The organism is Cupriavidus pinatubonensis (assembly GCF_019602855.1).
Taxonomy (GTDB): domain Bacteria; phylum Pseudomonadota; class Gammaproteobacteria; order Burkholderiales; family Burkholderiaceae; genus Cupriavidus; species Cupriavidus pinatubonensis.
Window position 1 is genome coordinate 494,380 of sequence record NZ_CP080769.1, and the last position, 21,074, is coordinate 515,453.

Consider the following 21,074-nt stretch of genomic DNA (forward strand, 5'->3'; position numbering starts at 1 on the left):
TTTCAGACCACATGCTATCCGCCTATCAGACCAAATGCCAGAATTCTTTGCGAAAACGCAGGTAAACCCTCGAAAGCACCGCGTTGATGTGGCTTATAAGAAACCTGTAGAGCGGACTTGGTGGGATTTCAGCAATTCTTGGGCAGACAGCGGTCGCACCTTGTGGTCTAATAGGTGGATAGCTGGCCGTCCGGTACCGCCATGGGCCCGCCGGTAAGACAATGCGGCGCACGCTCCGACGTCGGCACCCAACTACGCGAATACAAATGGATTCTTCTTCGATTCCCAATCAGCCAATTCGTCGGAAGAAGCTCTATGAGGAAGTCGCCTCGCGACTCGAGTCAATGATGCTCAGCGGAGCCCTAAACCCCGGGGACACCCTTCCGCCCGAGCGCGAACTCATGGACACCTTCGAGGTTGGAAGGTCTTCAATCCGGGAGGCCCTGTTCTCGCTCCAGAAGATGGGTCTCGTAGTGATCAGAAACGGCGAACGCGCTTACGTCACTCGTCCATCCGCCGATGCTCTTGTTGGAGAGCTTTCAGGCTCGGTTCGACACCTCCTGTCGACGCCCGAAGGCGTTCGTGACTTTCAGCAAGCGCGCACGATGCATGAGATTTCGCTGGTTCGATACGCTGCCAAGAACGCAACCGACACCGATGTTGCAACGCTGCAAAAGGCGCTTCAGGCAAACAAGGATGCGCTTGGAAACGACGCCGACTTTACGCGGACGGATGTCGAGTTCCACCTTGCCTTGGCGAAGATTCCCAACAATCCCATCTTCCTGGCATTGCATACGGCAATGGCTCGCTGGCTGGAAGAACAGCGCGCGACGTCGTTGCGATCTGCTGGCGCAGAACACGCCGCTTTCGAAGCCCACAGCAGGATCTTCGAAGCCATCGCTGCGCATGATGCCGATGCTGCGGAAGCTGCAATGCAGGACCATCTGCGCGAAGTGGAATCCCACTATTGGGCAGCAAAACGGGCATGATTTGTACGAGGCGGCCGGACAAAGGAGCGCTCCCGAAGCGGTGTTGGGCAGGCCTTGGTTGGCACAACGGATCGATGATCGAGGGAAGTGTTGCGACCCTTTCACCGTTGCCACATTGGTCATATCGAGGTGCGCGCGCAGTCATCAAGGTTAGCCGCCTTGAACCTAAGCATTGTCCCTGTCTCATTACATGCCTGTACGACCGATTGCCAAGATTTCCCGAGCTGACCTTGCCGATTTGAACGGATTTCGCGCCGTGGCCAGGTTGCTAAGTTTCAAGCAGGCAGCCATGGAACTAGGGATCACACCGTCAGCACTGAGCCATGCGATTCGCAACCTCGAAGGGCGGCTGGGCGTTCGCCTCCTTAACCGAACCAGCCGCACGGTATCTTTAACCGATGCTGGCGCTCGCCTAGCGGGCCGACTCGATATTGGCTTCCAGGAAATCGGCGATGCATTGGAGGACATGAACAAACATCGCGATAGCCCTGTTGGAAGGTTGCGGTTGAATGTCCTCAGCGATGGCGCACGCCTGGTCCTGGCGAAGCTATTGCCTCCGTTCCTTCAGCACTATCCGGACGTGGAGGTCGAAGTTGCGGTCGACGACCGCGTGGTTGATATTCTGGCTGCAGGATTTGACGCCGGGATCCGTTTTGGCGGGACCATACCCGAGGATCTCGTGGCAGTGCCACTTGGGTCGGACCTTAGATGGGTCGCGGTTGCGTCGCCCCGCTATCTGAACCGACGAGTCCCACCCAAGGTGCCCGAGGATCTACGCTTACACACCTGCATTCAGATCCGAACCGGCCAAGGCACCATCTATCGGTGGGAATTCAAAAAGGACCACGACTATCGTGTGATCGATGTTCCCGGCCAGCTCTGTGTCAATGAAACGACCCTTGGCATCGAAATGGCGCTGTCTGGCCTCGGGGTAATGTATTGCCTTCAAGATCGGATTGCCCCATATGTCGAACGGGGTGAATTGCAGGTCGTTTTGGGCGATTGGTCACCCATCGAACCCGCTTTCCACCTGTATTACCCGGGCCGCCGTCGAATGCCTCCTGGCTTGCGGGAACTGATTGATGCATTTCGTGAAAGCTCTGACACGATTCCTCGGCTCCAAGAGTAGTTGATTGAGGTTGCCGTTTGCATGCAGCCCACGATAAGGCCAATTTCGAACCTAGCAGCGGCCGGGAGATCGCCCGTTCGGCACGGCGCACTTATGCCTGTGCGGCACGATCAAGCATTCCCCTTCGTACGATCCGCATCAAAGGCCCGTTCGAAAGCCACAAAGAAGTCCGCACCTCAGATCTCGTTTCCCGTCCTGGACGATAGTCCATCCCGTTCATGCATCAAAGCAGAACGCGAGCAGACGTACGCTGTCTATTTGTGCCCGGCGACCTCGTGGGGCACATAGTGCGCCTCAAGTAGTGTCTTTTCGTCACTGGTTAGTTCTACTTCCAGACTCGCCACCGCATCTTCCAACTGAGCGATTTTCGAAGCGCCGATGATTGGCGCTGACACGCCGGCTTTGGAGCGCACCCATGCAAGTGCGACTTGAGCCATTGGCACTCCGCGCGCGCTGGAGACGTGTTCCACCGCGTCGATGACCTGCTTGTCTGCGGCTTCCGTGCTATCGAATAGCAGCTTGCCGACCCCATCCGTCTCTGATCGCTGCGTTTGCGTGCCGAAGGGCCGGCTGAGCCTTCCTCTGGCGAGGGGACTCCACGGAATGAGGCCGACGCCTTGATCGCGACAGAGCGGAATCATCTCCCGCTCCTCCTCCCGGTACAGCAAGTTCACATGGTTCTGCATGGAGACGAACTCCGTCCAACCATTGCGGCGTGCCACTTCTTGAGCTTTAGCGAATTGCCAGGCAAACATCGATGATGCGCCAATGTACCGAGCTTTCCCCGACTTAACGACGTCGTGAAGCGCCTCCATCGTCTCCTCGATAGGCGTTCCATAGTCCCATCGATGGATCTGATACAGATCGACGTAGTCCGTACCGAGGCGCGTCAGACTTTGATTGATCTCGTTCATGATCGCCTTACGGGAAAGCCCCATGCTATTGGGGCGCGTCCCACCTCCGAGTGCCCCGCCTGGCGGAAAATAAACCTTGGTGGCGAGCACGATCTGATCTCGCGGCGCAAACTCATTCAAGAGTTTTCCAACGATAACTTCCGATGTGCCTGCGGAATAACTGTTTGCAGTATCAAAGAAGTTGATGCCGAGTTCGATGGCACGTCGAATGAGGGGGCGAGATTCCGCCTCACCGACGGTCCACGGGTGATCTCCAGCATGCGGATCGCCGAATGTCATGCAACCCAGACACAGACGAGAGACATCTAGCCCCGTGGATCCCAGCTTTGTATATTGCATTCTTCCCCCCTTTATCGTTGGCACCCGGGCGCCAATAAACACATTGACCGCGATTGCCAGCGAGCACTGTGAATGCGACACGTCTCGCCAGCCATTAGGCTACCAAGACTTTCAAGCTGCAAAGTGAAACCGATTCAGTCCGTCGGTGAAGCACCTTCAGTGATCACGCAACCACGTCGAACACGCTTGTCACTGGAGCGTAGCGTTGACTTAACACGAAACGTAGACAGCACCATCAAGCCGAGTCCTCCAATGGCGAGGGCGCTGCCCACCCACCCCGTCGCGGCCCAGCCCATTCCTCGCGCGATCGCGAGGCCGCCAAGCGTGGCGCCTACAGCATTCGAAATATTGAACGCACTATGATTGAGTGTGGCTGCAAGCGTCTGCGCTGAGCCTGCGACTTTCATCAGTCGAGCCTGAAGCGCTGGCACCAGAGCGAAGCCGTTTCCGATGAGAAACAGAACTACGAAAGTCAGCGGCCGCGAGCTTACAGCAATGGAGAAGAGGCCCAGAAATATCGCGTTCCACGCCAGCATGCCGAAAATGGAAGGGACCAGCGCGCAGTCGGCAAGCCAGCCACCCACAAGGTTTCCGAAGACCATACCCAGTCCCCATATGGCCAATGCCAATGGAACTTGTTGCTCGGAAAATCCGGCGACCTCGGTGAGGGTGGGCGTGATGTAACTATAGACTGCAAACATGCCACCGAAGCCAATCGACGCGATGGCGAGAGTTAGCCAGACCATCGGACGCTTAAGGCCCTGCAGTTCGGACGCCGGGCTCGACTCCGCATTGGTCGCAACAGAGGGGACGAAGAAATGCATCATGATCGCCGTGAAGACGCATCCTATGGCCACGGCAAAGAATGCCGCGCGCCACCCCCAGTCCTGACCGATCCAGGTCGCGAGCGGAACACCGACGACGTTCGCGGCTGCTAGGCCAAGCATAACGAATCCAATTGCCCGCGCTTTTCGGCATTCTGGAACCATGGCCGCTGCGACAAGCGATGCCACGCCGTAGAACGCTCCATGCGGCAACCCGGAGATGAAGCGGGCCACGAGTAGACTGATGCTGTCCCATGCCATTGCGCTACCGATATACCCAACGAGAGCCAGTGCGAGTAGCGCAAAAAGGAGGATTTTCCGCGCCCAGCGTGCCGCGCACACCGCGATGAGAGGCGCGCCGACGACAACGCCAACGGCGTACGCGCTGATATAGGCGCCAGCTTCCGGAATTGATACCCGAGTACTCGCGGCCATGCCCGGCAACAGGCTCATCGAGGCGAACTCCCCTGTACCGATTGCGAGTCCACCAAGCCCAAGCGTCAATATTGCGGCAAAGAGACCGTGAGGAGGCCTTACAAGGCTTCCCGACGCTCCGGCCTGGCTCGCAAATTCTCTAGACATTGTTTCATTCATCCTGTACGCGCAAGCCGCTACTGCTAGATACCGGCTGACCAATTCTTGTCCGCAACTCCCATGGGATACCGCCGCTCCTCCAGCTAAGCCAGAACCACCCTGCGCAGACCACGCCAATTGCGACTGCAACCAGTAGAAATGACCAGCGGAGCCCGACGACGTTTGCGAGTGGCCCAATGAAGAGCGGTCCTAGCAGCAGCCCCACGTACGCCACACGTGTCGTCATTGCGAGCCCTTGCGATGGCGCCAACGCAGCACCGATCGACAGCCTTCCTGCCGAAGAAAAGAGCACGGGGATTACGTTTGATAGCCCTAGACCTGTTACGAAGAACCCAACCACCGCAACATGCGCCGAACTGTTCAGCAGGATCAGAGCCAATCCCGAAACACCAACAAGACCGCTTCCTGCGATCACGAACTGGTGCGTGACCCGGTTTCGCACCCAGTCACCGAACAACCGACCACCCGCCATCCCTAATGCAAAGGCGGCATAGCCGAATCCGACCCACGATCGCGGCGCGCCGACGACCTCCCGCATATATACTGCCGCCCAGTCATAGAACGCTCCCTCCACGACCAGCGCGCAAAAGGCCAGCGCTCCAAACGCTAGAAGACGCCGACGGACACGCCTTGGGATCCGCGCAACGGTAGATCCGCCGGCCACCGCGTGTTTGGGATAATCAGATGTGCGTGCTTCATCTTGGAGGTGACGAGCGACGACCAGCAGTGCGATGCAGACGACTGCAGATAACGACATCAAGTTGGCCACCGGTGGCATTCCGCTGACCGCCCATCCGCTCGCCAATAGCGCCCCCACCAAGCCGCCGACACTGAAACTTCCATGTAGCGAGCCAATGAGAGACTTCTTCGTTAAGTTTTCGAGGTGGGCACCTTGCGCGTTCGCCGCAACGTCGTTGGCCGCTGTCGCGACGCCGTAGACAAAGAGGACGATCAGAAGAATCGGATAGCTTGGAATCAGAAGGATCGGCGCCGCAGCGAATACCATCATCAGGCCCGTTCGGACGCAGGCCGTACCGCTCCCACGTTGAGCAATCCACTCCCCAGCCCTTCCCATGGTGACGATACCACCCAGCGCAACCGCGGCCATGGCGAGAGATAAAACCGCTTCCGATGCGTCAAATTTGGATTTGATCAACGGAACGCTAACCCCCCAGGTGGCATACAGCAAACCATTACTGAATAGGATAAGCATTGCAGACAGCCTGGCTCCAATGACGCTTTCCTGCATTGCGGCCCTTCACTGATTCTTGACCTGATCGGCGCCTGTCACATACGCCTGGAACTGGGCTTGAAAGTCGGGATGCCAGCGCGACCACGCAGGCCGATTCTTGATGATGTCGTCAATTGACCACTGGAGGCGCCGACGGTCAGTTTCCCACGTTACCTCCTCGTCCTGGCAATACAGGCAGAAATCGCCAGCATTCATGCGTTCGACTATCCGCTCGGCAACCTGGTCTGCAGACCAAGTGCCTGGAGGTGTCGGAGAGGTAGCCGCCATTCGGGGGAAGTTCATTGCTGTAAAGGTGTACCCCGGCAGCAAAAGATGCGCCGTCACCTTGGAACCTGCACGAGTTCGCAGTTCGTGCGCGAGTTGCTCGGTCAGGACCTGTAAGGCAGCCTTGGTCACGTTGTAGGCTGCGTTTCCGGGAGGGGCCGTGATTCCCTCCTTCGAGCCAACGTTCACGATCGCAGAGCAGGACTCCTGGTTCAAGAGGCGATCGACGAAGGGTGCCTGCAGTTCTACGATGGACCAGAAATTGATCTCCATGGTCTGCCGCCATTGTTCAATGCTCTCCCACGGTCCCGCCCCCTTCAAAATGCCGGCGTTGTTCACCAGGAGACCGATATCGCCAAGGCTGAGCGCTTCCCTCAGCAAGGTTCGCCGCGAAGACGGCGTTGGGATATCCCCTGCAACTCCGTAGACAGTTCGCGTCGGAGACTTCTCGAGCAGTTCGGTGACTGCAGCGTTCAATGCAGTTTCGTCCTTGTCGAAGACAACAACCTTCATTTCCTCTGTGGCCAGCCGCCGCGCAATCGCGTACCCAATGCCTGATGCGCCGCCAGTGACGATGCCAACGGCGTTCTTTCGTATGGCTTGCTGCATGGTTTCTCCAATCGTCCAAAACTTCGCGCAAACCGTGATTTTTGCAGGAACGCCAATTCCCCAGTGGACAACCATTCCCCAACAGCCTGCTCCCGTACGGATGGCCGCACCAAGCGAGTAGCGGCCAGACACGAATTCCCATCGAAGCGCGCCTTAGACCGGTCGAACCTCGCGCCATGCTGCCGTGTGTATGCGCCCAGAGCTGAAGGGCTACACCAAACTCGTGCATAACCAAACTGTCGCTATGGGGATGCTTTCACAGACTTATCGGCGCTCCTGCTGCGAGGCCCTCAACCGCCTTCTCAAGGTCGGCGCTTTCTTCGCAAATGCCGCTGGCATTCGGGTCGGTAATTTCCTGTCACACTGAGAGCTTCTGCTGTGCCCACACTGGTAGGCTCGTTCAGCGGCATGCAACGGCTCGCCACTTCCCCAATGCCGGAAGCGCAGCGGACGAACGCGCTTCGCGGCCGCAAGACAGAGATCGACGTCAAACGCAACAGGTAGAGTGGCCATCACCGAGCAAATGGTATCTGCCATGCCGTGCGGTACGGTTGAGCGTCAGCGGATGTTCTGATGAATCCTGCTCACTGATTCGGCGATGATCGCAGCTTGGCTTCCGGCTCACGCTGGCAGTGCTCGGGCTCATTCGACACTGCGCCCCCAATCGCCTGCGAGGGCGCTTGGTCAGCGAGGATGACGGCCGCATTTGCTTGCTGCTGCTACGCGGAGGGATCGTCCGCTACGCGTCCCTCCTCTTGGCCGCACACGTCGGGAATAGGTCGGAAGCACGATCGAGGACGGTCGATCATTGGATCTGATACGTCCAGAGTTCGAACACGAGTTCACTGCCCGTACCCCGACCATAAGATGATCCGTGGGTGCAAGAACTCTACAACAACGTCACGGGTCGCCGTAGCGCAGCCTCGATCACCGCTCCACTCCTCGTCCCTTCCCGCTTCGACGGCACCGGCCAATCTCGGATGCCCTTCCCGATACATGGGTCGGGTAAACGATAGAACATTATTCATTGGCATGCTGGCATACTCATCATACCATTACACCGGAGCCACGACGCAAGGACGTGTCTCAGTTCGCGACGCGAGTGATGTTTTGGATACCTGCGGAGATGGTAGTCATCGGACATGCCGCCAACACCGGATCTTTCGCAAAGAGAGTGTCGTGCCGTGCATTGTCGGGACCGCACATCAGTACCCACAGGCCCATCTGAGTCACGGAGTCATTAAGCCAACGGGATCCTTCAGACCAACATGACAAAGCTTCAGGAGACAGGAATGCCGCTTTCTTCAACCGCGCCGATACCACTAGCCAGTGAGGCCCTTACCGAAGATAGGGTCTACGCGAAGGTGACGCGGCGACTTATCCCTTTCATTTTTCTTTCCTACGTGGTTTCTTATCTGGACCGCGTGAATGTTGGATTCGCCAAACTACAGATGCTTTCCGACCTCCAATTCAGTGAGGCGGTATATGGGCTAGGAGCGGGAATATTTTTTCTCGGTTACTTCATATTCGAGGTTCCCAGTAATATTATTCTGCAAAAAGTCGGGGCTCGGCGCTGGATCTCGCGAATCATGGTTACGTGGGGCATAGTCTCTGCGTGTTCAATGTTCATTACCACCCCAACGACGTTCTATATTTTCCGCTTCGTTCTCGGGATCGCCGAAGCCGGCTTCTTTCCCGGCGTCATCCTCTATCTGACTTACTGGTACCCGTCCCACCGGCGAGGCAGGGTCATGGGCATGATTTCGTCCGCAATACCGATTTCCGGACTGTTCGGCGGCCCTCTTTCCGGCTGGATCATGCAGGTCTTCGGTGGCATTCACGGCCTAAAGTCCTGGCAGTGGCTGTTTCTGCTCGAGGGGATTCCGTCTATCATCGTGGGCGTCATCGCTCTGTACTACCTCGACGACGGCATCAAGAATGCAAAGTGGCTGACAGAAGATGAGAAGGAGTTTTTAAGCGTACGCATTGAAAAGGACGCTTCCGAGAAACAGCACCACTCTATCAAGAGCGTATTCACGAACCCTCAAGTATTCTTGATGGGCGCGATAGACTTCTCTTTCATCATGGGTCTTTATGGCGTCAGCTTTTGGCTGCCGACCATTATCAAGGCGAGCGGCGTTAGCGAGCCCTTAGATATCGGTGTTTTGACAGCGTTGCCGTATGCGGTAGCGGTTGTCATGATGATTTTTGTCACCCGGCATGCCGATAAACAGAAGGAACGACGCTGGCATCTGGTCTTTCCGGCAATCCTCGGCGGAATCGGTCTCATCGCGACTGCCACCCTCAGCCATAGCGTCGAGCTCTCAATGCTAGCTTTGACAATCGCGACGGCGGGAATTATCACAACACTACCTTTGTTTTGGAGCCTACCGACGGCACTCCTTGGCGGTGCCGGCGCTGCCGCAGGGATCGCGATCGTCAATTGTGTCGGTAATCTGGCTGGCTTTTTCAGCCCAATATTGGTGGGCTTCATCAAAGATGTGACCCATAGCACCGACCTTGGAATGTACCTTTTGGCCGGGATGATGTTTGTGGGGGCAGCCCTCGTCCTACGTGTACCCGCCCAAGTAGTTAACCGTTAAACCCTTTTCTCGATCTAATTTAGCATCCGCGCAACCGCCAGCGTGAAAGCGCTGCGGTTGCAGCCGCATCGTCTCCGTGCGCGCCGTCGGATGCACTCAGCGCAGTGCGCTAATATTGTCCACGGTGCAGACCGATATACGTCACCCCTCTTCTGCGTCCTAGAATCCAATCGCACGATCTTTCGGACGAAAGGAATGAACCTCCTGCGCTGTGGGAGCTGCGGATTCGAGAATCCAGCAAGCGCCAAGTTTTGCGAAGAATGTGGCGCAAAGATAACTCGTGTGTGTCCCGCTTGCGCGCGACCGGTTAGCGCGGGCGCCAAGTTCTGCAGCGAATGCGGAGCTTCCATTAGCTCAGCATCATCTATTTGGACATTTGGGTCGCCCAGCACGCCCATCGATTACACACCGCCGTATCTCGCCAATCGCATTCGGGCTGCACAGTTGGATATGGAAGCCCGTGGCGCACCGGACGGCGAACGCAAGACGGTCACCGCACTGTTTGCCGACATCTCGGGCTCAACCGCGTTAATTAATGACCTCGATCCTGAGGATGCGCGCTGCCTCATCGACCCAGTGCTGTCGTTAATGATGGAGGCGGTACATCACTATGAAGGCTATGTAGCCAAGTCGATGGGCGATGGCATCCTGGCTTTGTTTGGCGCACCCATCGCGAACGAGGACCATCCTCAGCGGGCCTTGCTGGCGGCGCTGCGCATGCAGGAGGCGATGCGCGGGTACGCCGAACAGGTTCATCTTGCGCAAGGAATCGCGCTGCAGATTCGAGTCGGTATCAACTCGGGCGAAGTGGTGGTGCGCGCAATCCGCACCAAGGACTTGTACATCGATTACGACCCGGTTGGGAAATCGATCCATATCGCTTCGCGCATGGAGAGCATCGCGGCACCCGGTACGATCCTCGCGAGCGAGTACACCCACACCTTGGCCGAAGGCTATTTCTCGTTCAAAGCCCTCGGTCCTAGGTCAGTGAAGGGGCTGCCCACTCCGCTCGCGGTCTTCGAAGTCCTTGGTCTGGGCCCGCAGCGCACCCGACTGCAAGTGTCGGCCAGCCGCGGGCTGGCACGTTTTATCGGCCGCGACCGCGAACTCGACCACCTAAACGAAGCGTGGACGCGAGCGCAAGTGGGACATGGCCAAATCGTCGGCGTAGTTGGCGAGCCGGGAGTCGGCAAGTCGCGGCTTTGCCACGAGTTCAAGCTGCAGGTCCCACGGGATTTCCTGGTGCTCGAAACCTTCTCGGTTTCACACGGCAAGGCCTACCCTTTTCTACCACTGATCGAACTGCTGCGGAACTACTGCCAGATCACCCCGCAGGACGACGAGCACCGACGGCGCGAAAAACTCACCAACAAACTACTTACCCTAGATTGCGAATTGGAAGACAGCCTGCCGCATCTGTTCCAACTGCTGGGGGCCGCTGAACCAAGTTCGACACAGGTGCAAATGGACCCGCAGATGCGCCGGCAACGTACGTTCGAGGCGATGAAGCGGCTGATAGTACGCGAAAGTCTCGCCCAGCCTTTGGTGTTGATCATCGAGGACCTGCAGTGGCTCGACAGCGAAACCGAAGCTTTCCTCGGCTTTCTTGGCGAGAGGGTGCCTAGCGCGCGCATCCTGTTGCTCGTCAATTACCGCCCGGAGTATCGGCACGACTGCGGCGGCAGGAGTTGTTACACCCAGTTGCGGCTGGATCCCTTGGGCAAAACGGAAGCCCGGGATCTACTGCACGCCCTACTAGGCGATGCCGCCGGACTTGGCCCGCTCGAACAGTTAATCCTAGCGCAAACGGAAGGTAACCCATTCTTCATCGAAGAAGTGGTCCAGACGCTAGTGGAGGAGGAGGTCCTGCGCGGTGAGCGCGGGCACTTCCGCGTTGAGCAGATACCGACTGCACTACACATCCCGACCACCGTGCAGGGGGTGCTCGCCACGCGCATAGACCGCTTGCCGCACGCAGCGAAGGTTCTCCTACAGAGCTTGGCCGTCATTGGCAAGGTATTTCCTCGGAGCCTGCTCGCACGCGTCGTCGACCAGCCTGCGGATACAACGAAGAGTCTGCTGACGAAGCTGCAAGATGGGGAATTCATCTACGAGCAGCCAGCGTTTCCGGAAGTGGAGTACAGCTTCAAGCACGCGCTTACCCAAGAGGTGGCCTACGGCACATTGCTGAGCGAGCGGCGGCGGGCGTTGCATGAGCGCACGGCTGAGGCGATCGAGGCTCTGTATGGCGCCCAGCTCGAGGAACACTGCAGCGAGCTGGCGCATCATTTCAGCCGCAGCGGGAACGCAAAGAAGGCAGTGGAATACCTTCACTGTGCCGGGCGCCAATCGATGCAGCGCTTCGCCAATGTCGAAGCGGTTGCCCACCTGACCACTGCGCTCGATTTGCTGAAGACCTTGCCTGCGGGTACCGAGCGCGCGCGACAGCAACTTGATCTGCACATTGCGCTCGGCCCGGCTTGGATGGCGACCAATGGGCTTGCTGCCCCGGAAGTCGAGGGAACCTATACGGAAGCGCTGACACTGTGTCGACAACTCAGGGATACGACGAAACTGTTTCCTGCCCTGATGGGGCTGCGCACCTACTTTCTGGTTCGTGGGGAATTGACGACCGCACGCGACTTGGGACAGCAATTGGTGGCCCTGGCCCAACAGGCGCACAACCCAGAGTTGCTGGCCCAAGGCCATCGGGCGTTGGGGGTCAGCTTGCTCGCACTTGGCGAGCTAAACGCCGCTCGCAAGCAGTTCGAGCAGGCTTTGGCGCACTATGCTCCCGGCCAATGCAAATCACCCAGCTTCCTCTTGGAGGCCGGCGTGCAGGCGCTAGCTTTTCTAGCGCTGGACCTTTGGCTGCTCGGCTATCCGGATCAAGCTCTTACCCGCAGCCAGGACATGCTCGCTCTGGCTCAGACTCTTTCCTCGCCTCCAGACTCGGCTAATGCCTTGACCTTCTCCGCCGAGATTCATCTGAACCGTGGCGAGACGCAGCCCATGGAGGATCTGGCGGAGGCACTACTCGCCCTCACGGCCGAACACTGCCTTCCCTTCTGGCGAACTTATGGAACCGTCCTCGCGGGCTGGACGCTGGTCGCGCAAGGGCGCACCGCGGAAGGCATTGAGAACATGCAGCAGGGCTTAAGCGCCTACCGCGCCATCGGGGCGGGAATTTGGCAGACGCATTTCCTTGCGCTCCTGGCTGAAGCCTACAGGAGAGCGGGACAGGTTGAGGCAGGGCTGCAGATGCTGTCCGAGGCGTTAGCCGTGGCAGACCGAACGCATGAGCGCCTGTACGAAGCAGAGTTGTATCGGCTCAAGGGAGAACTGACGCTGATGCAGCCATGCTCCACGGGCGAGTACCAAGCTGCAACCGACGCAGAGGCCTGCTTCCAGCAGGCGATTGCTATCGCTCGCCGGCAGGGCGCCCGTTCGCTGGAACTGCGCGCTGTGATCGCCTTGAGCCGACTGTGGAAGCGGCAAGGAAAGAGACCTGACGCCCGCGACACGCTGGCCGAATACTACGGCCGATTCACGGAGGGCTTTGACACCGTGGACCTGCGGGAGGCCAAGGCGTTACTCACGGAGTTTGACTGAATTAGTCTCCCCGGGCTGGATACCTGTGGGCTCACTAATGGACGTGCCAGCAGGAACTGACTCGTGTAGTGGACTTGCTCGGCTCAAGAATGGCGGTTTGCCGCCCGATGCGGCCTTGGTCAGCGGCGACTGCTCAGGGGGCCTTAACGATCATCAGTGCACGTACGACGCGCTGAACAAATCGCCTCATCTTTGGGCTGCACCAGCATGGCGAGCCAAGCCGGACAGAATTCGCAGTAGGCGGTCAGCACCGATGGCTCCGCCACTCTCCAAGCGCAACAAAACGCAGGCCAGAGCCATGTGCCGCGTCATCAATGCGCAACTCTAGTTCGTACCGATCCGCGAGCGCGATTCCTTCGGCCACGACCCACGAAATATCAAGGGCTGACCGCCGGGGACGGCCCGGCGTGGCGTTCCGTCCAGGTGACAACTGTATAAATATAAGGCCTATCCATTTAGCTCCAGTGATAGTCGACACTCGCTCGACGGTGATCCACCGGGACTATGTCTGCGGTCGATGCCCTCGATCGCGCTTCCCTTTCAGCCCCCAATTTCAGCGACGAGAGCCTGGTGGTTCAGCTCGAAAGGCCTGCCATACCTAGGCCGTACCCGGCCAGGAAGCGACGTGCGATGTCGCCCCGATCGTGCCAATCAGACGACCGCTTCGCGCAGAAAGCCGCCGTGCAGCGACACTGTCGCTACCACCACCGCTACTGGCAGCGGTTCCGCTGTTCGTCCCCGTGTCGTCGCTACCGCCGCCGCAGTCCGCCAGCAGCATCGACAACGCCAGCGCCACAACTGGAGGTGACCCGCTTTTTCGGACAGTGCCTATCTTGAGTAAGCAGGAGGTGCACCATGCCGAAAACGCGCCCACCGTACAGTGCGGTCTTCCGTCAGCAAATGGTTGACTTGGTCCATGCAGGTCGCCGCCCGGAGGATCTGGCCAAGGAGTTCGAACCCACGGCCCAGACGATCTACAACTGGGTTGCCCAAGCGGATCGCGATGCCGGCGTTCGTCAGGACGGCCTGACCACGGCGGAGCGCCAGGAACTCACGCGGCTGCGTCGTGAGAACCGGAAACTCAAAATGGAGAGGGAGATACTTGCAAAAGCCGCGGCCTGGTTTGCCCGGGAGACCGACACGCTGCCCGACAAGGGTTCGAGCTCATGAAGGCAAATCAGGATCGCTTTCCGCTGTCCACCATGGCGCGGCTGCTTAAGGTCTCGCGCAGCGGCTTCCATGCATGGATGGAACGACGTCCGAGCGCTCATGCCGTGAGTGACAAGCTGTTGCTCGCGCAAATTCGTGAGATTCACGCCCGCTCGCGCGGTACCTATGGGATGCCACGTGTGCATGCCACGCTGCTGCGCCAAGGTATCCACGTCGGGCGCAAGCGCGTGGCGCGTCTGATGCGTGAGGCCGGCCTGCGCGGGGCTTGCCGGCCGCGCTTCATTTGCACCACCCACCGTGCGCCAGCGGGCAGACCCGCGCCCGATCTGGTGCAGCGACACTTCTTTGCCGATGCGCCCAATCAGCTGTGGGTCGCCGATGCGACGTACATTCCGACCGTTGCCGGCTTTTACTATCTGGCTGTCGTGTTGGACGTGTACAGCCGGCGCATCGTAGGTTGGGCCATGGGTAGTCATCTGCGCACCGCACTGATGCTGCAAGCGCTGGACATGGCACTGGCGCAGCGACATCCCAGCGCAGTGATTCACCATTCGGACCAGGGCTGCCAAGGCGGATTCAACCGGTCGTCGCAACACTAGATTGTTGAACAGATTTTAGATATTCGTCCAGAGCTTCGGCAGGTGTCTTCCAACCAAGCGTTTTCCGGGGCCTGGTATTCAGTGCATGGGCAACAGCCCGGATCTCTCGAGAGCTCCAACGGGATAGGTCTGTGCCCTTTGGAAAGTATTGTCGCAGAAGGCCGTTCGTATTCTCGTTCGTGCCCCGCTGCCATGGACTGTGCGGGTCGGCGAAGAATACCTTTACCCCGGACTCGACGGTGAAGCGAGCGTGATCGGATAGTTCCTTGCCACGATCCCAAGTCAATGACCGCCACAACTGGGCAGGCATGTTGGTGACGGTCTTCTTGAGCGCATTGGCCATCGTGACAGCTCCGTAGCCAGCCAGCGCGGGGCCGTTCTTCGTCCGGGGAGTCAACCCATAGCCTTTCTCCCGAGGCAGGTGTACGAGCATGGTGAAACGGCTTGATCTCTCCACCAGAGTCCCAATAGCAGATCGGTTCAGGCCGATGATCAGGTCACCCTCCCAATGCCCTGGCACAGCACGATCCTGCGCTTCTGCAGGCCGGCTAGATATCATCACATCCTCGCTAACGTGCGCCCAGGCCGTGGCTTGTGCCCTGGCCCTTGGTACGCGCAACGCCCGCCCAGTGCGCAGACAACTGACCAGCTCGCGCTTCAGCGCACCGCGGCCCTGGATATAGAGCGCTTGGTAGATGGCTTCGTGAGATATGCGCATGGATTCGTCATCGGGGAAGTCGATCTGCAGCCGGTTGGAAATCTGTTCGGGCGACCACCCATTAACCCATTTGCGATCACCGCGATGCGGTTTGTTTCTTCCTTTGAATGGCACTTGCCGAGGCCCAGAAATCTCACGGCCATCAGCGTCGCGAACCTTGCCTTCCAAACGGTCTTGCACGTAGCGGCCCAGCCGTGGGTTACTCACCAGTTTCGACGGTTTGGGTCTTTTGGCAACCATCTCCGCTTTCCACTGCGCAACCGAAGCCCGATACACAAGCTGACCGCTTCGAGTTGCAGCATTACGTGTCAGTTCCCGCGAGACCGTTGACGGGCTGCGTCCGATACGGCGAGCGATCTCGCGTACTCCGACTCCTTGGAGTGAAAGTAGCCCAATCTCTTCTCGCTCCGCGAACGACAAGTACCTACCAGATATGGGATTCGACATGAAAAGTGGCATGCCGCCACGATAGCGGAACCAGCGCGCGCCGACCGCCTGAGATACGCCAATCGCCTCTGCTGCTCTCTCGCTCGTGATACCGGTGGCGATCTGCTCCCAAAATAGACGCTCGATCTCACGCCGATGCGACGGTGCACCTGGCGAGCGCATCGCTCCTCGCCCTGTCAACTTCTGCATCCACCCCGCTGGTCGCCCCATAAACACCTCCTCGATTTAAGGTGTTGCGACGACCGGTTGAATCCGCCTTGGCAGCCCTGGTCCGAATGGTGAATCACTGCGCTGGGATGTCGCTGCGCCAGTGCCATGTCCAGCGCTTGCAGCATCAGTGCGGTGCGCAGATGACTACCCATGGCCCAACCTACGATGCGCCGGCTGTACACGTCCAACACGACAGCCAGATAGTAAAAGCCGGCAACGGTCGGAATGTACGTCGCATCGGCGACCCACAGCTGATTGGGCGCATCGGCAAAGAAGTGTCGCTGCACCAGATCGGGCGCGGGTCTGCCCGCTGGCGCACGGTGGGTGGTGCAAATGAAGCGCGGCCGGCAAGCCCCGCGCAGGCCGGCCTCACGCATCAGACGCGCCACGCGCTTGCGCCCGACGTGGATACCTTGGCGCAGCAGCGTGGCATGCACACGTGGCATCCCATAGGTACCGCGCGAGCGGGCGTGAATCTCACGAATTTGCGCGAGCAACAGCTTGTCACTCACGGCATGAGCGCTCGGACGTCGTTCCATCCATGCATGGAAGCCGCTGCGCGAGACCTTAAGCAGCCGCGCCATGGTGGACAGCGGAAAGCGATCCTGATTTGCCTTCATGAGCTCGAACCCTTGTCGGGCAGCGTGTCGGTCTCCCGGGCAAACCAGGCCGCGGCTTTTGCAAGTATCTCCCTCTCCATTTTGAGTTTCCGGTTCTCACGACGCAGCCGCGTGAGTTCCTGGCGCTCCGCCGTGGTCAGGCCGTCCTGACGAACGCCGGCATCGCGATCCGCTTGGGCAACCCAGTTGTAGATCGTCTGGGCCGTGGGTTCGAACTCCTTGGCCAGATCCTCCGGGCGGCGACCTGCATGGACCAAGTCAACCATTTGCTGACGGAAGACCGCACTGTACGGTGGGCGCGTTTTCGGCATGGTGCACCTCCTGCTTACTCAAGATAGGCACTGTCCGAAAAAGCGGGTCACCTCCAGTCGCTTTTCGAAGGATCTCAATATCCAGCTTCGCGCTGGCCAGCTCCTTGCGCAGGCGACTGACCTCGGCTTCCAGATCGCTCACAGGACGCCGGCTTGGAGGCGTCCCCCGGGGACGCAGCGGCCGTCGGCTTGGCGCCTTCCTCGCGCTGGCGCCGGCACCAGTTCCCCATCGTGGCCACTGGCACGCCCAGCCTGCGGGCTGCTTCATGCTGGCCGACGGTTTCGGCCAGCCGGACCGCCTCCGCCTTGAATTCCTCTGTGTATTGCCGTTTTGGCACCAACCTCTCTCCCATTCCTTCCTCCATACAGTCAGAAAACTACAACTTCTGCTGTACGTGGAACCGGGACAGGATCACCTGGCAGGGGCAAATCGAGATGTGGCGACATTACAGCAAGCAGCTGCGATAGCGGCAATGGGCGCCCGACACGATGCGATCGATATCACAGCTTTGATTCTTTACGGTTCTTCGATCTGCGCGAGCGCCAGCTCCACGTAGCTCTTGCAGATCGCGTGCACGCGGTGCCACGTCTCTCCGACGGCCCGGGCCGCGGCGGCAAACGGCATCTGCTGGGCGAGCGTAAGCCTTTGATTGATATCGAAGCTCATCACAGGGCTTCAGTACCAGCTACCCACCTTCAAGTAGTGCGTTATCGCACTCGCGTGCGCGCTTCCGCTCGGTGCGCGATTTGACGGCGGAACAAATTGTGATCGCCGCGCAAGTCAAGAACATTTTTGAGCTGCGAAGGGTCATGCGGCCGCTGGCTTCCTCTCAGTCGAGCGCTGGTGGCTCGAGGTGACCGGCAAGGACCACCAAAACACGGCTGGTGCCGGCCACCGACGGTACCGAACTCTCGCGCTACGGCATCGCCCAGGGGCTGGCGCCCCCCCCCTCGATCATCCGGCAAGGCGGGCTTTCAGCCACGGCATCTTCGCCACGCGCTCGGCTTCATAGCTCTTGATCTTGTCGGCATGGCGCAGGGTCAGGCCGATATCGTCAAAGCCATTCAGCATGCAGTACTTGCGGAACGGGGCGATGTCGAACTCATAGCCCTGGCCCGACGGCGTGAGCACGACCTGCTTGTCCAGGTCGCGATGGTCAGCTTGTAGCCGTTGAACGCGTTGGTCTCGTTGAACAGGTGGTCGATTTGCTGCTCGCTCAGCACCACCGGCAGCAGGCCGTTCTTGTAGCAGTTGTTGAAGAAGATGTCGGCGAAGCTCGGCGCGATCACGGCGCGGAAGCCGTATTGCGAGAGCGCCCACGGCGCATGTTCGCGCGAGCTGCCGCAGCCGAAGTTGCGGCGCGCGAGCAGGATCGACGCACCCTGGTAGCGCGGCTGGTTCAGCACGAAGTCCGGGTTCAGCGGACGCTTGCTGTTGTCCATGCCGGGCTCGCCGACGTCCTTGTAGCGCCACTCGTCGAACAGATTCTGGCCAAAGCCCGTGCGCTTGATCGACTTCAGGAACTGCTTCGGGATGATGGCGTCGGTATCGACGTTCTCGCGGTCCAGCGGTGCCACGAGGCCGCTGTGTACAGTGAACTTGTCCATGTCTCTTTCCTTACTTCTTGGCCGCGCGCTCGAGCGAGCTGCCGGCGGCCTGCGTGTCCTTGCCCAGGCCGGCCAGGGTGTTGCAGCCGGCCAGTTGCAGCATGCCGAAGCATGCCAGCAGAGCGATCAGGGCTCTCATCTGCAGCGCTCCGCTCAGCCGAGCTTGCGGATGTCGACGAAGTGGCCTTCGATGGCGGCCGCGGCACCCAGGTGGGGATCTGGAGCTTCCGCTCTGGCCAAAACATGCAGAGCCTCGCGGGAGCGCTCGTACGGGTAGCTGAAGACCGGCGAGGTAACACTGCTGCGGTCGCAGTCTTCCCCAATCAATCGCGTCGATGACTGTGCCTTCTCCTCATGGCTTTCGCGGAACCCAGCTCGCAAGAAGTTGACAAGCGGCACATCAAGCCCGTCAAGCCATACGACTGGTTCTGTGCCATCATGGCCGTGATCGTGCCACGTCCAGAACGGCGTAATGATGAAGTCGCCCCTGTTCATCCGCGTCTTCTCGCCATCAACGGCTGTATATGCGCCAGTTCCGTGCAGGACAAAGCGTAGCGCCGATTGCGTGTGGCGGTGAGCAGGCGCAACCTCGCCAGGTAGAATCAACTGGATGCCTGCATAGAGTGTGTCCGTCACCTGGGACTTCCCAGGGAGACCGGGGTTCTCCAGCACGAGAACGCGGCGCTCCGCTTCTTCCGCGGAGATGAGTGATCCTGCACGAAGCAGTTGAGGATAGACATCTTCCCAGTTCCAGCACCAAGGCTGGGCGGCCGGTACCGGTTCGGCGGGCACCAGTCTCTTCAGCACACTCCAGAGTGGTGATCCACGCTTACGTGTGTGAGCTGTGAGAGTCGCTCCAAGGTCTCAAGGGGCACAGGCGGAAACAGTAGCCATTTCCAATATGTTAGGGCTGGCATCGGGCCGATGTCGGCGTGCGACCAAAGCTGCTCGACCGTTATGGAGTACTTGCCAGCGATTCGTCCAAGCCAGCCCCCAAATGCCTCGCCGTCACACGGGCGCGGGACGATAGGCCATGGCTTCGACCGGCTATAACACGCTGTTCCGGGCGTGTTCGATGTGAGAGACATCGATCATTTCCTTTCCATCGCGGATCGCAAGCTCGGTGGCAGAATTCAAAAGCCGCGAAACCTCACCAGTCAGACCTCCGCTCGCCGCCAGAACCGCCGCGACGACTTCTCGCCTCGACAGGTTTGAGGGCCGTCGCAAAGGAAGTATGCGCTCGAATGCCGCCAGAAGTCCCCGGAAAGCTTCCGACTCCTGCCACCGAGGCATCTCGAAGCGCGCAAAGCGACTGCTCATTTGGGAATCTGTTTGCAGTGCAATCTCGGCATCCTGCGCCCCCACGAGGACAATCGACATCTGGAGATCGTTAGCGAGAAGCTTGAGCAGATTCAGTGAGGCTCGCTGCTCGCGATAATTCCCCGACAAGAGGTGATGAACTTCATCGACAACCAGCATGCGCGATGAAACTTTCCGAAGCAACCCGCGACTCAGCTGCTCCAGCACGTTTAGTCTCGCTGATGCATTGAACGGCGCTCCAAGCTCGAACAGGAGCGATGTGTAGAAGCGATTCTGGTCGGGCGTAGGTGGCATCTGCATGGACACCACCGTTCGGCGCTCCACGCCTGCTATCTCGTCAAATTCTGGAGGATGGCGCCGTGCGAATTTCGCGATAACCTGCGTCTTTCCGATGTTCGATTCCCCATACAGCAGCAAGCATGGCATCCGCTGCCGTGGCGGACTCTTCACCAACCTGTCCAGGAGTTCGAACGCCTGGGTGGCGCGGGTCCGCAGTTCCAGTGGTATGGTGGCGACCGGCAGGTGCGATGAAGCAGTGGCGGCAGCACGAGAAGCGCTGTCCCTGATAGATGGCGTGGTGCAGACCCCTGCCAGCTTCGATCCCCTGAACGCGCGGCGGGACTTTGTGGTCACGCTGTCAGATATTGGTGAAGTGGTGTTCCTGCCCAAGCTGATGGCCAGGTTGTCGCAACTGGCGCCTCACTGCAACCTCAGAGCAAAAGCACTGTCCGTGCGTGAGTTGCCGGAAGCCATGCAGAGCGGGCAAGTTGAAATGGCGATTGGCTTCTTCCCCGATCTGGAACGTCCGGGCTAATGCTGATCCTAATCTTCCTGGGGATCTTCGTGGACCAAGTGAGCTCCCGATGACGGCCAGCACGATGTCCTTGGCGGTGCACCAACATTACTACTCGAAAAATCGTCGTAATGTTGATACGGACATCC

At 59.1% G+C, this 21,074-nt stretch carries 17 protein-coding genes and 3 pseudogenes; 7 read left to right on the top strand and 13 right to left on the bottom strand.

Annotated elements, in window-relative coordinates:
- Positions 1–266 precede the first annotated feature (266 nt).
- The gene (nanR, locus tag K2O51_RS34115) at positions 267–989 is read left to right on the top strand and encodes a transcriptional regulator NanR (RefSeq protein WP_220632039.1); all 723 of its coding nucleotides are present in this window, start codon (positions 267–269) and stop codon (positions 987–989) included.
- A gap of 190 nt (positions 990–1,179) precedes the next feature.
- Entirely contained in the window at positions 1,180–2,118 is a 939-nt protein-coding gene (locus K2O51_RS34120) for a LysR family transcriptional regulator (RefSeq protein ID WP_220632040.1), read from the top strand.
- Positions 2,119–2,372: 254 nt separating this feature from the next.
- Here the strand turns inward: K2O51_RS34120 and K2O51_RS34125 are convergent, their stop codons facing one another.
- The 4 genes from K2O51_RS34125 to K2O51_RS34140 form a co-directional block, all read right to left on the bottom strand.
- Positions 2,373–3,371 (bottom strand): aldo/keto reductase, encoded by a 999-nt coding sequence (locus K2O51_RS34125; protein ID WP_220632041.1) that lies wholly within the window; start codon positions 3,369–3,371, stop codon positions 2,373–2,375.
- 134 nt (positions 3,372–3,505) lie between these two features.
- A complete protein-coding gene (locus tag K2O51_RS34130; protein ID WP_425333011.1) occupies positions 3,506–4,648 on the bottom strand; it encodes an MFS transporter in 1,143 nt (380 codons plus the stop codon).
- Positions 4,649–4,781: 133 nt separating this feature from the next.
- Positions 4,782–6,038 (bottom strand): MFS transporter, encoded by a 1,257-nt coding sequence (locus K2O51_RS34135; protein ID WP_220632043.1) that lies wholly within the window; start codon positions 6,036–6,038, stop codon positions 4,782–4,784.
- Positions 6,039–6,047: 9 nt separating this feature from the next.
- Positions 6,048–6,914 carry an SDR family NAD(P)-dependent oxidoreductase gene (locus K2O51_RS34140; RefSeq protein WP_220632044.1) on the bottom strand — a complete coding sequence of 289 codons (867 nt, stop codon included), beginning with the start codon at positions 6,912–6,914 and terminating at the stop codon, positions 6,048–6,050.
- A 1,268-nt stretch (positions 6,915–8,182) separates the two neighbouring features.
- Here K2O51_RS34140 and K2O51_RS34145 point away from each other — a divergent pair.
- The 4 genes and pseudogenes from K2O51_RS34145 to K2O51_RS34160 all read left to right on the top strand — a co-directional run.
- Entirely contained in the window at positions 8,183–9,517 is a 1,335-nt protein-coding gene (locus K2O51_RS34145; RefSeq protein WP_245002001.1) for an MFS transporter, read from the top strand.
- A 195-nt stretch (positions 9,518–9,712) separates the two neighbouring features.
- Positions 9,713–13,129, top strand: a complete 3,417-nt coding sequence (locus K2O51_RS34150) for an adenylate/guanylate cyclase domain-containing protein (protein WP_245002002.1) — start codon at positions 9,713–9,715, stop codon at positions 13,127–13,129.
- 855 nt (positions 13,130–13,984) lie between these two features.
- Entirely contained in the window at positions 13,985–14,299 is a 315-nt protein-coding gene (locus K2O51_RS34155) for a transposase (RefSeq protein WP_220632045.1), read from the top strand.
- Positions 14,296–14,868 (top strand): annotated as a pseudogene (locus K2O51_RS34160) (IS3 family transposase); the annotation flags it as partial. The gene K2O51_RS34155 and the pseudogene K2O51_RS34160, both read left to right, overlap by 4 nt.
- Before the next feature lie 7 nt (positions 14,869–14,875).
- Here K2O51_RS34160 and K2O51_RS34165 read toward each other — a convergent pair.
- The 9 genes and pseudogenes from K2O51_RS34165 to K2O51_RS34205 all read right to left on the bottom strand — a co-directional run bounded on the left by K2O51_RS34165 (position 14,876) and on the right by K2O51_RS34205 (position 20,765).
- Positions 14,876–16,252, bottom strand: a complete 1,377-nt coding sequence (locus tag K2O51_RS34165; protein WP_220632046.1) for an IS30 family transposase — start codon at positions 16,250–16,252, stop codon at positions 14,876–14,878.
- Positions 16,240–16,893 carry an IS3 family transposase gene (locus K2O51_RS34170; protein ID WP_245002004.1) on the bottom strand — a complete coding sequence of 218 codons (654 nt, stop codon included), beginning with the start codon at positions 16,891–16,893 and terminating at the stop codon, positions 16,240–16,242. The genes K2O51_RS34165 and K2O51_RS34170 overlap by 13 nt, the downstream gene beginning before the upstream one ends.
- Complete coding sequence (locus K2O51_RS34175; protein WP_220632045.1) at positions 16,890–17,204, bottom strand: transposase; 315 nt, start codon at positions 17,202–17,204, stop codon at positions 16,890–16,892. Before K2O51_RS34175 ends, K2O51_RS34170 begins: the two co-directional genes overlap by 4 nt.
- Before the next feature lie 52 nt (positions 17,205–17,256).
- Positions 17,257–17,569 (bottom strand): annotated as a pseudogene (locus K2O51_RS34180) (transposase); the annotation flags it as partial.
- Between the two features lie 152 nt (positions 17,570–17,721).
- Positions 17,722–17,871, bottom strand: a complete 150-nt coding sequence (locus K2O51_RS34185) for a helix-turn-helix domain-containing protein (protein ID WP_220632048.1) — start codon at positions 17,869–17,871, stop codon at positions 17,722–17,724.
- A 288-nt stretch (positions 17,872–18,159) separates the two neighbouring features.
- A pseudogene (leuD, locus tag K2O51_RS34190) lies at positions 18,160–18,812 on the bottom strand (3-isopropylmalate dehydratase small subunit).
- 10 nt (positions 18,813–18,822) lie between these two features.
- Positions 18,823–18,951: an entericidin A/B family lipoprotein gene (locus K2O51_RS34195; RefSeq protein ID WP_220632049.1), complete on the bottom strand. Its 129-nt coding sequence runs from the start codon at positions 18,949–18,951 to the stop codon at positions 18,823–18,825.
- Positions 18,952–18,965: 14 nt separating this feature from the next.
- Positions 18,966–19,604 carry a cupin domain-containing protein gene (locus K2O51_RS34200; protein ID WP_425333012.1) on the bottom strand — a complete coding sequence of 213 codons (639 nt, stop codon included), beginning with the start codon at positions 19,602–19,604 and terminating at the stop codon, positions 18,966–18,968.
- A 255-nt stretch (positions 19,605–19,859) separates the two neighbouring features.
- A complete protein-coding gene (locus tag K2O51_RS34205) occupies positions 19,860–20,765 on the bottom strand; it encodes a TniB family NTP-binding protein (protein WP_342394113.1) in 906 nt (301 codons plus the stop codon).
- On the opposite strand from K2O51_RS34205, the gene K2O51_RS35720 reads away from it, so the two are divergent.
- Complete coding sequence (locus K2O51_RS35720; RefSeq protein ID WP_220632051.1) at positions 20,758–20,946, top strand: type 2 periplasmic-binding domain-containing protein; 189 nt, start codon at positions 20,758–20,760, stop codon at positions 20,944–20,946. The two genes, K2O51_RS34205 and K2O51_RS35720, sit on opposite strands and share 8 nt — an antisense overlap.
- Positions 20,947–21,074 lie beyond the last annotated feature (128 nt).

Bases quoted from the DNA above. Each gene is read 5' to 3' on its own strand.
- K2O51_RS34130 (WP_425333011.1), bottom strand. From the start codon at position 4,648: ATGAGCCTGTTGCCGGGCATGGCCGCGAGTACTCGGGTATCAATTCCG.
- K2O51_RS34155 (WP_220632045.1), top strand. From the start codon at position 13,985: ATGCCGAAAACGCGCCCACCGTACAGTGCGGTCTTCCGTCAGCAAATG.
- nanR (WP_220632039.1), top strand. From the start codon at position 267: ATGGATTCTTCTTCGATTCCCAATCAGCCAATTCGTCGGAAGAAGCTC.
- K2O51_RS34170 (WP_245002004.1), bottom strand. From the start codon at position 16,893: ATGAAGGCAAATCAGGATCGCTTTCCGCTGTCCACCATGGCGCGGCTG.
- K2O51_RS34145 (WP_245002001.1), top strand. From the start codon at position 8,183: ATGACAAAGCTTCAGGAGACAGGAATGCCGCTTTCTTCAACCGCGCCG.
- K2O51_RS34175 (WP_220632045.1), bottom strand. From the start codon at position 17,204: ATGCCGAAAACGCGCCCACCGTACAGTGCGGTCTTCCGTCAGCAAATG.
- K2O51_RS34140 (WP_220632044.1), bottom strand. From the start codon at position 6,914: ATGCAGCAAGCCATACGAAAGAACGCCGTTGGCATCGTCACTGGCGGC.
- K2O51_RS34135 (WP_220632043.1), bottom strand. From the start codon at position 6,038: ATGCAGGAAAGCGTCATTGGAGCCAGGCTGTCTGCAATGCTTATCCTA.
- K2O51_RS34165 (WP_220632046.1), bottom strand. From the start codon at position 16,252: ATGCAGAAGTTGACAGGGCGAGGAGCGATGCGCTCGCCAGGTGCACCG.
- K2O51_RS34185 (WP_220632048.1), bottom strand. From the start codon at position 17,871: ATGAGCTTCGATATCAATCAAAGGCTTACGCTCGCCCAGCAGATGCCG.
- K2O51_RS34195 (WP_220632049.1), bottom strand. From the start codon at position 18,951: ATGAGAGCCCTGATCGCTCTGCTGGCATGCTTCGGCATGCTGCAACTG.
- K2O51_RS34125 (WP_220632041.1), bottom strand. From the start codon at position 3,371: ATGCAATATACAAAGCTGGGATCCACGGGGCTAGATGTCTCTCGTCTG.
- K2O51_RS34150 (WP_245002002.1), top strand. From the start codon at position 9,713: ATGAACCTCCTGCGCTGTGGGAGCTGCGGATTCGAGAATCCAGCAAGC.
- K2O51_RS34120 (WP_220632040.1), top strand. From the start codon at position 1,180: ATGCCTGTACGACCGATTGCCAAGATTTCCCGAGCTGACCTTGCCGAT.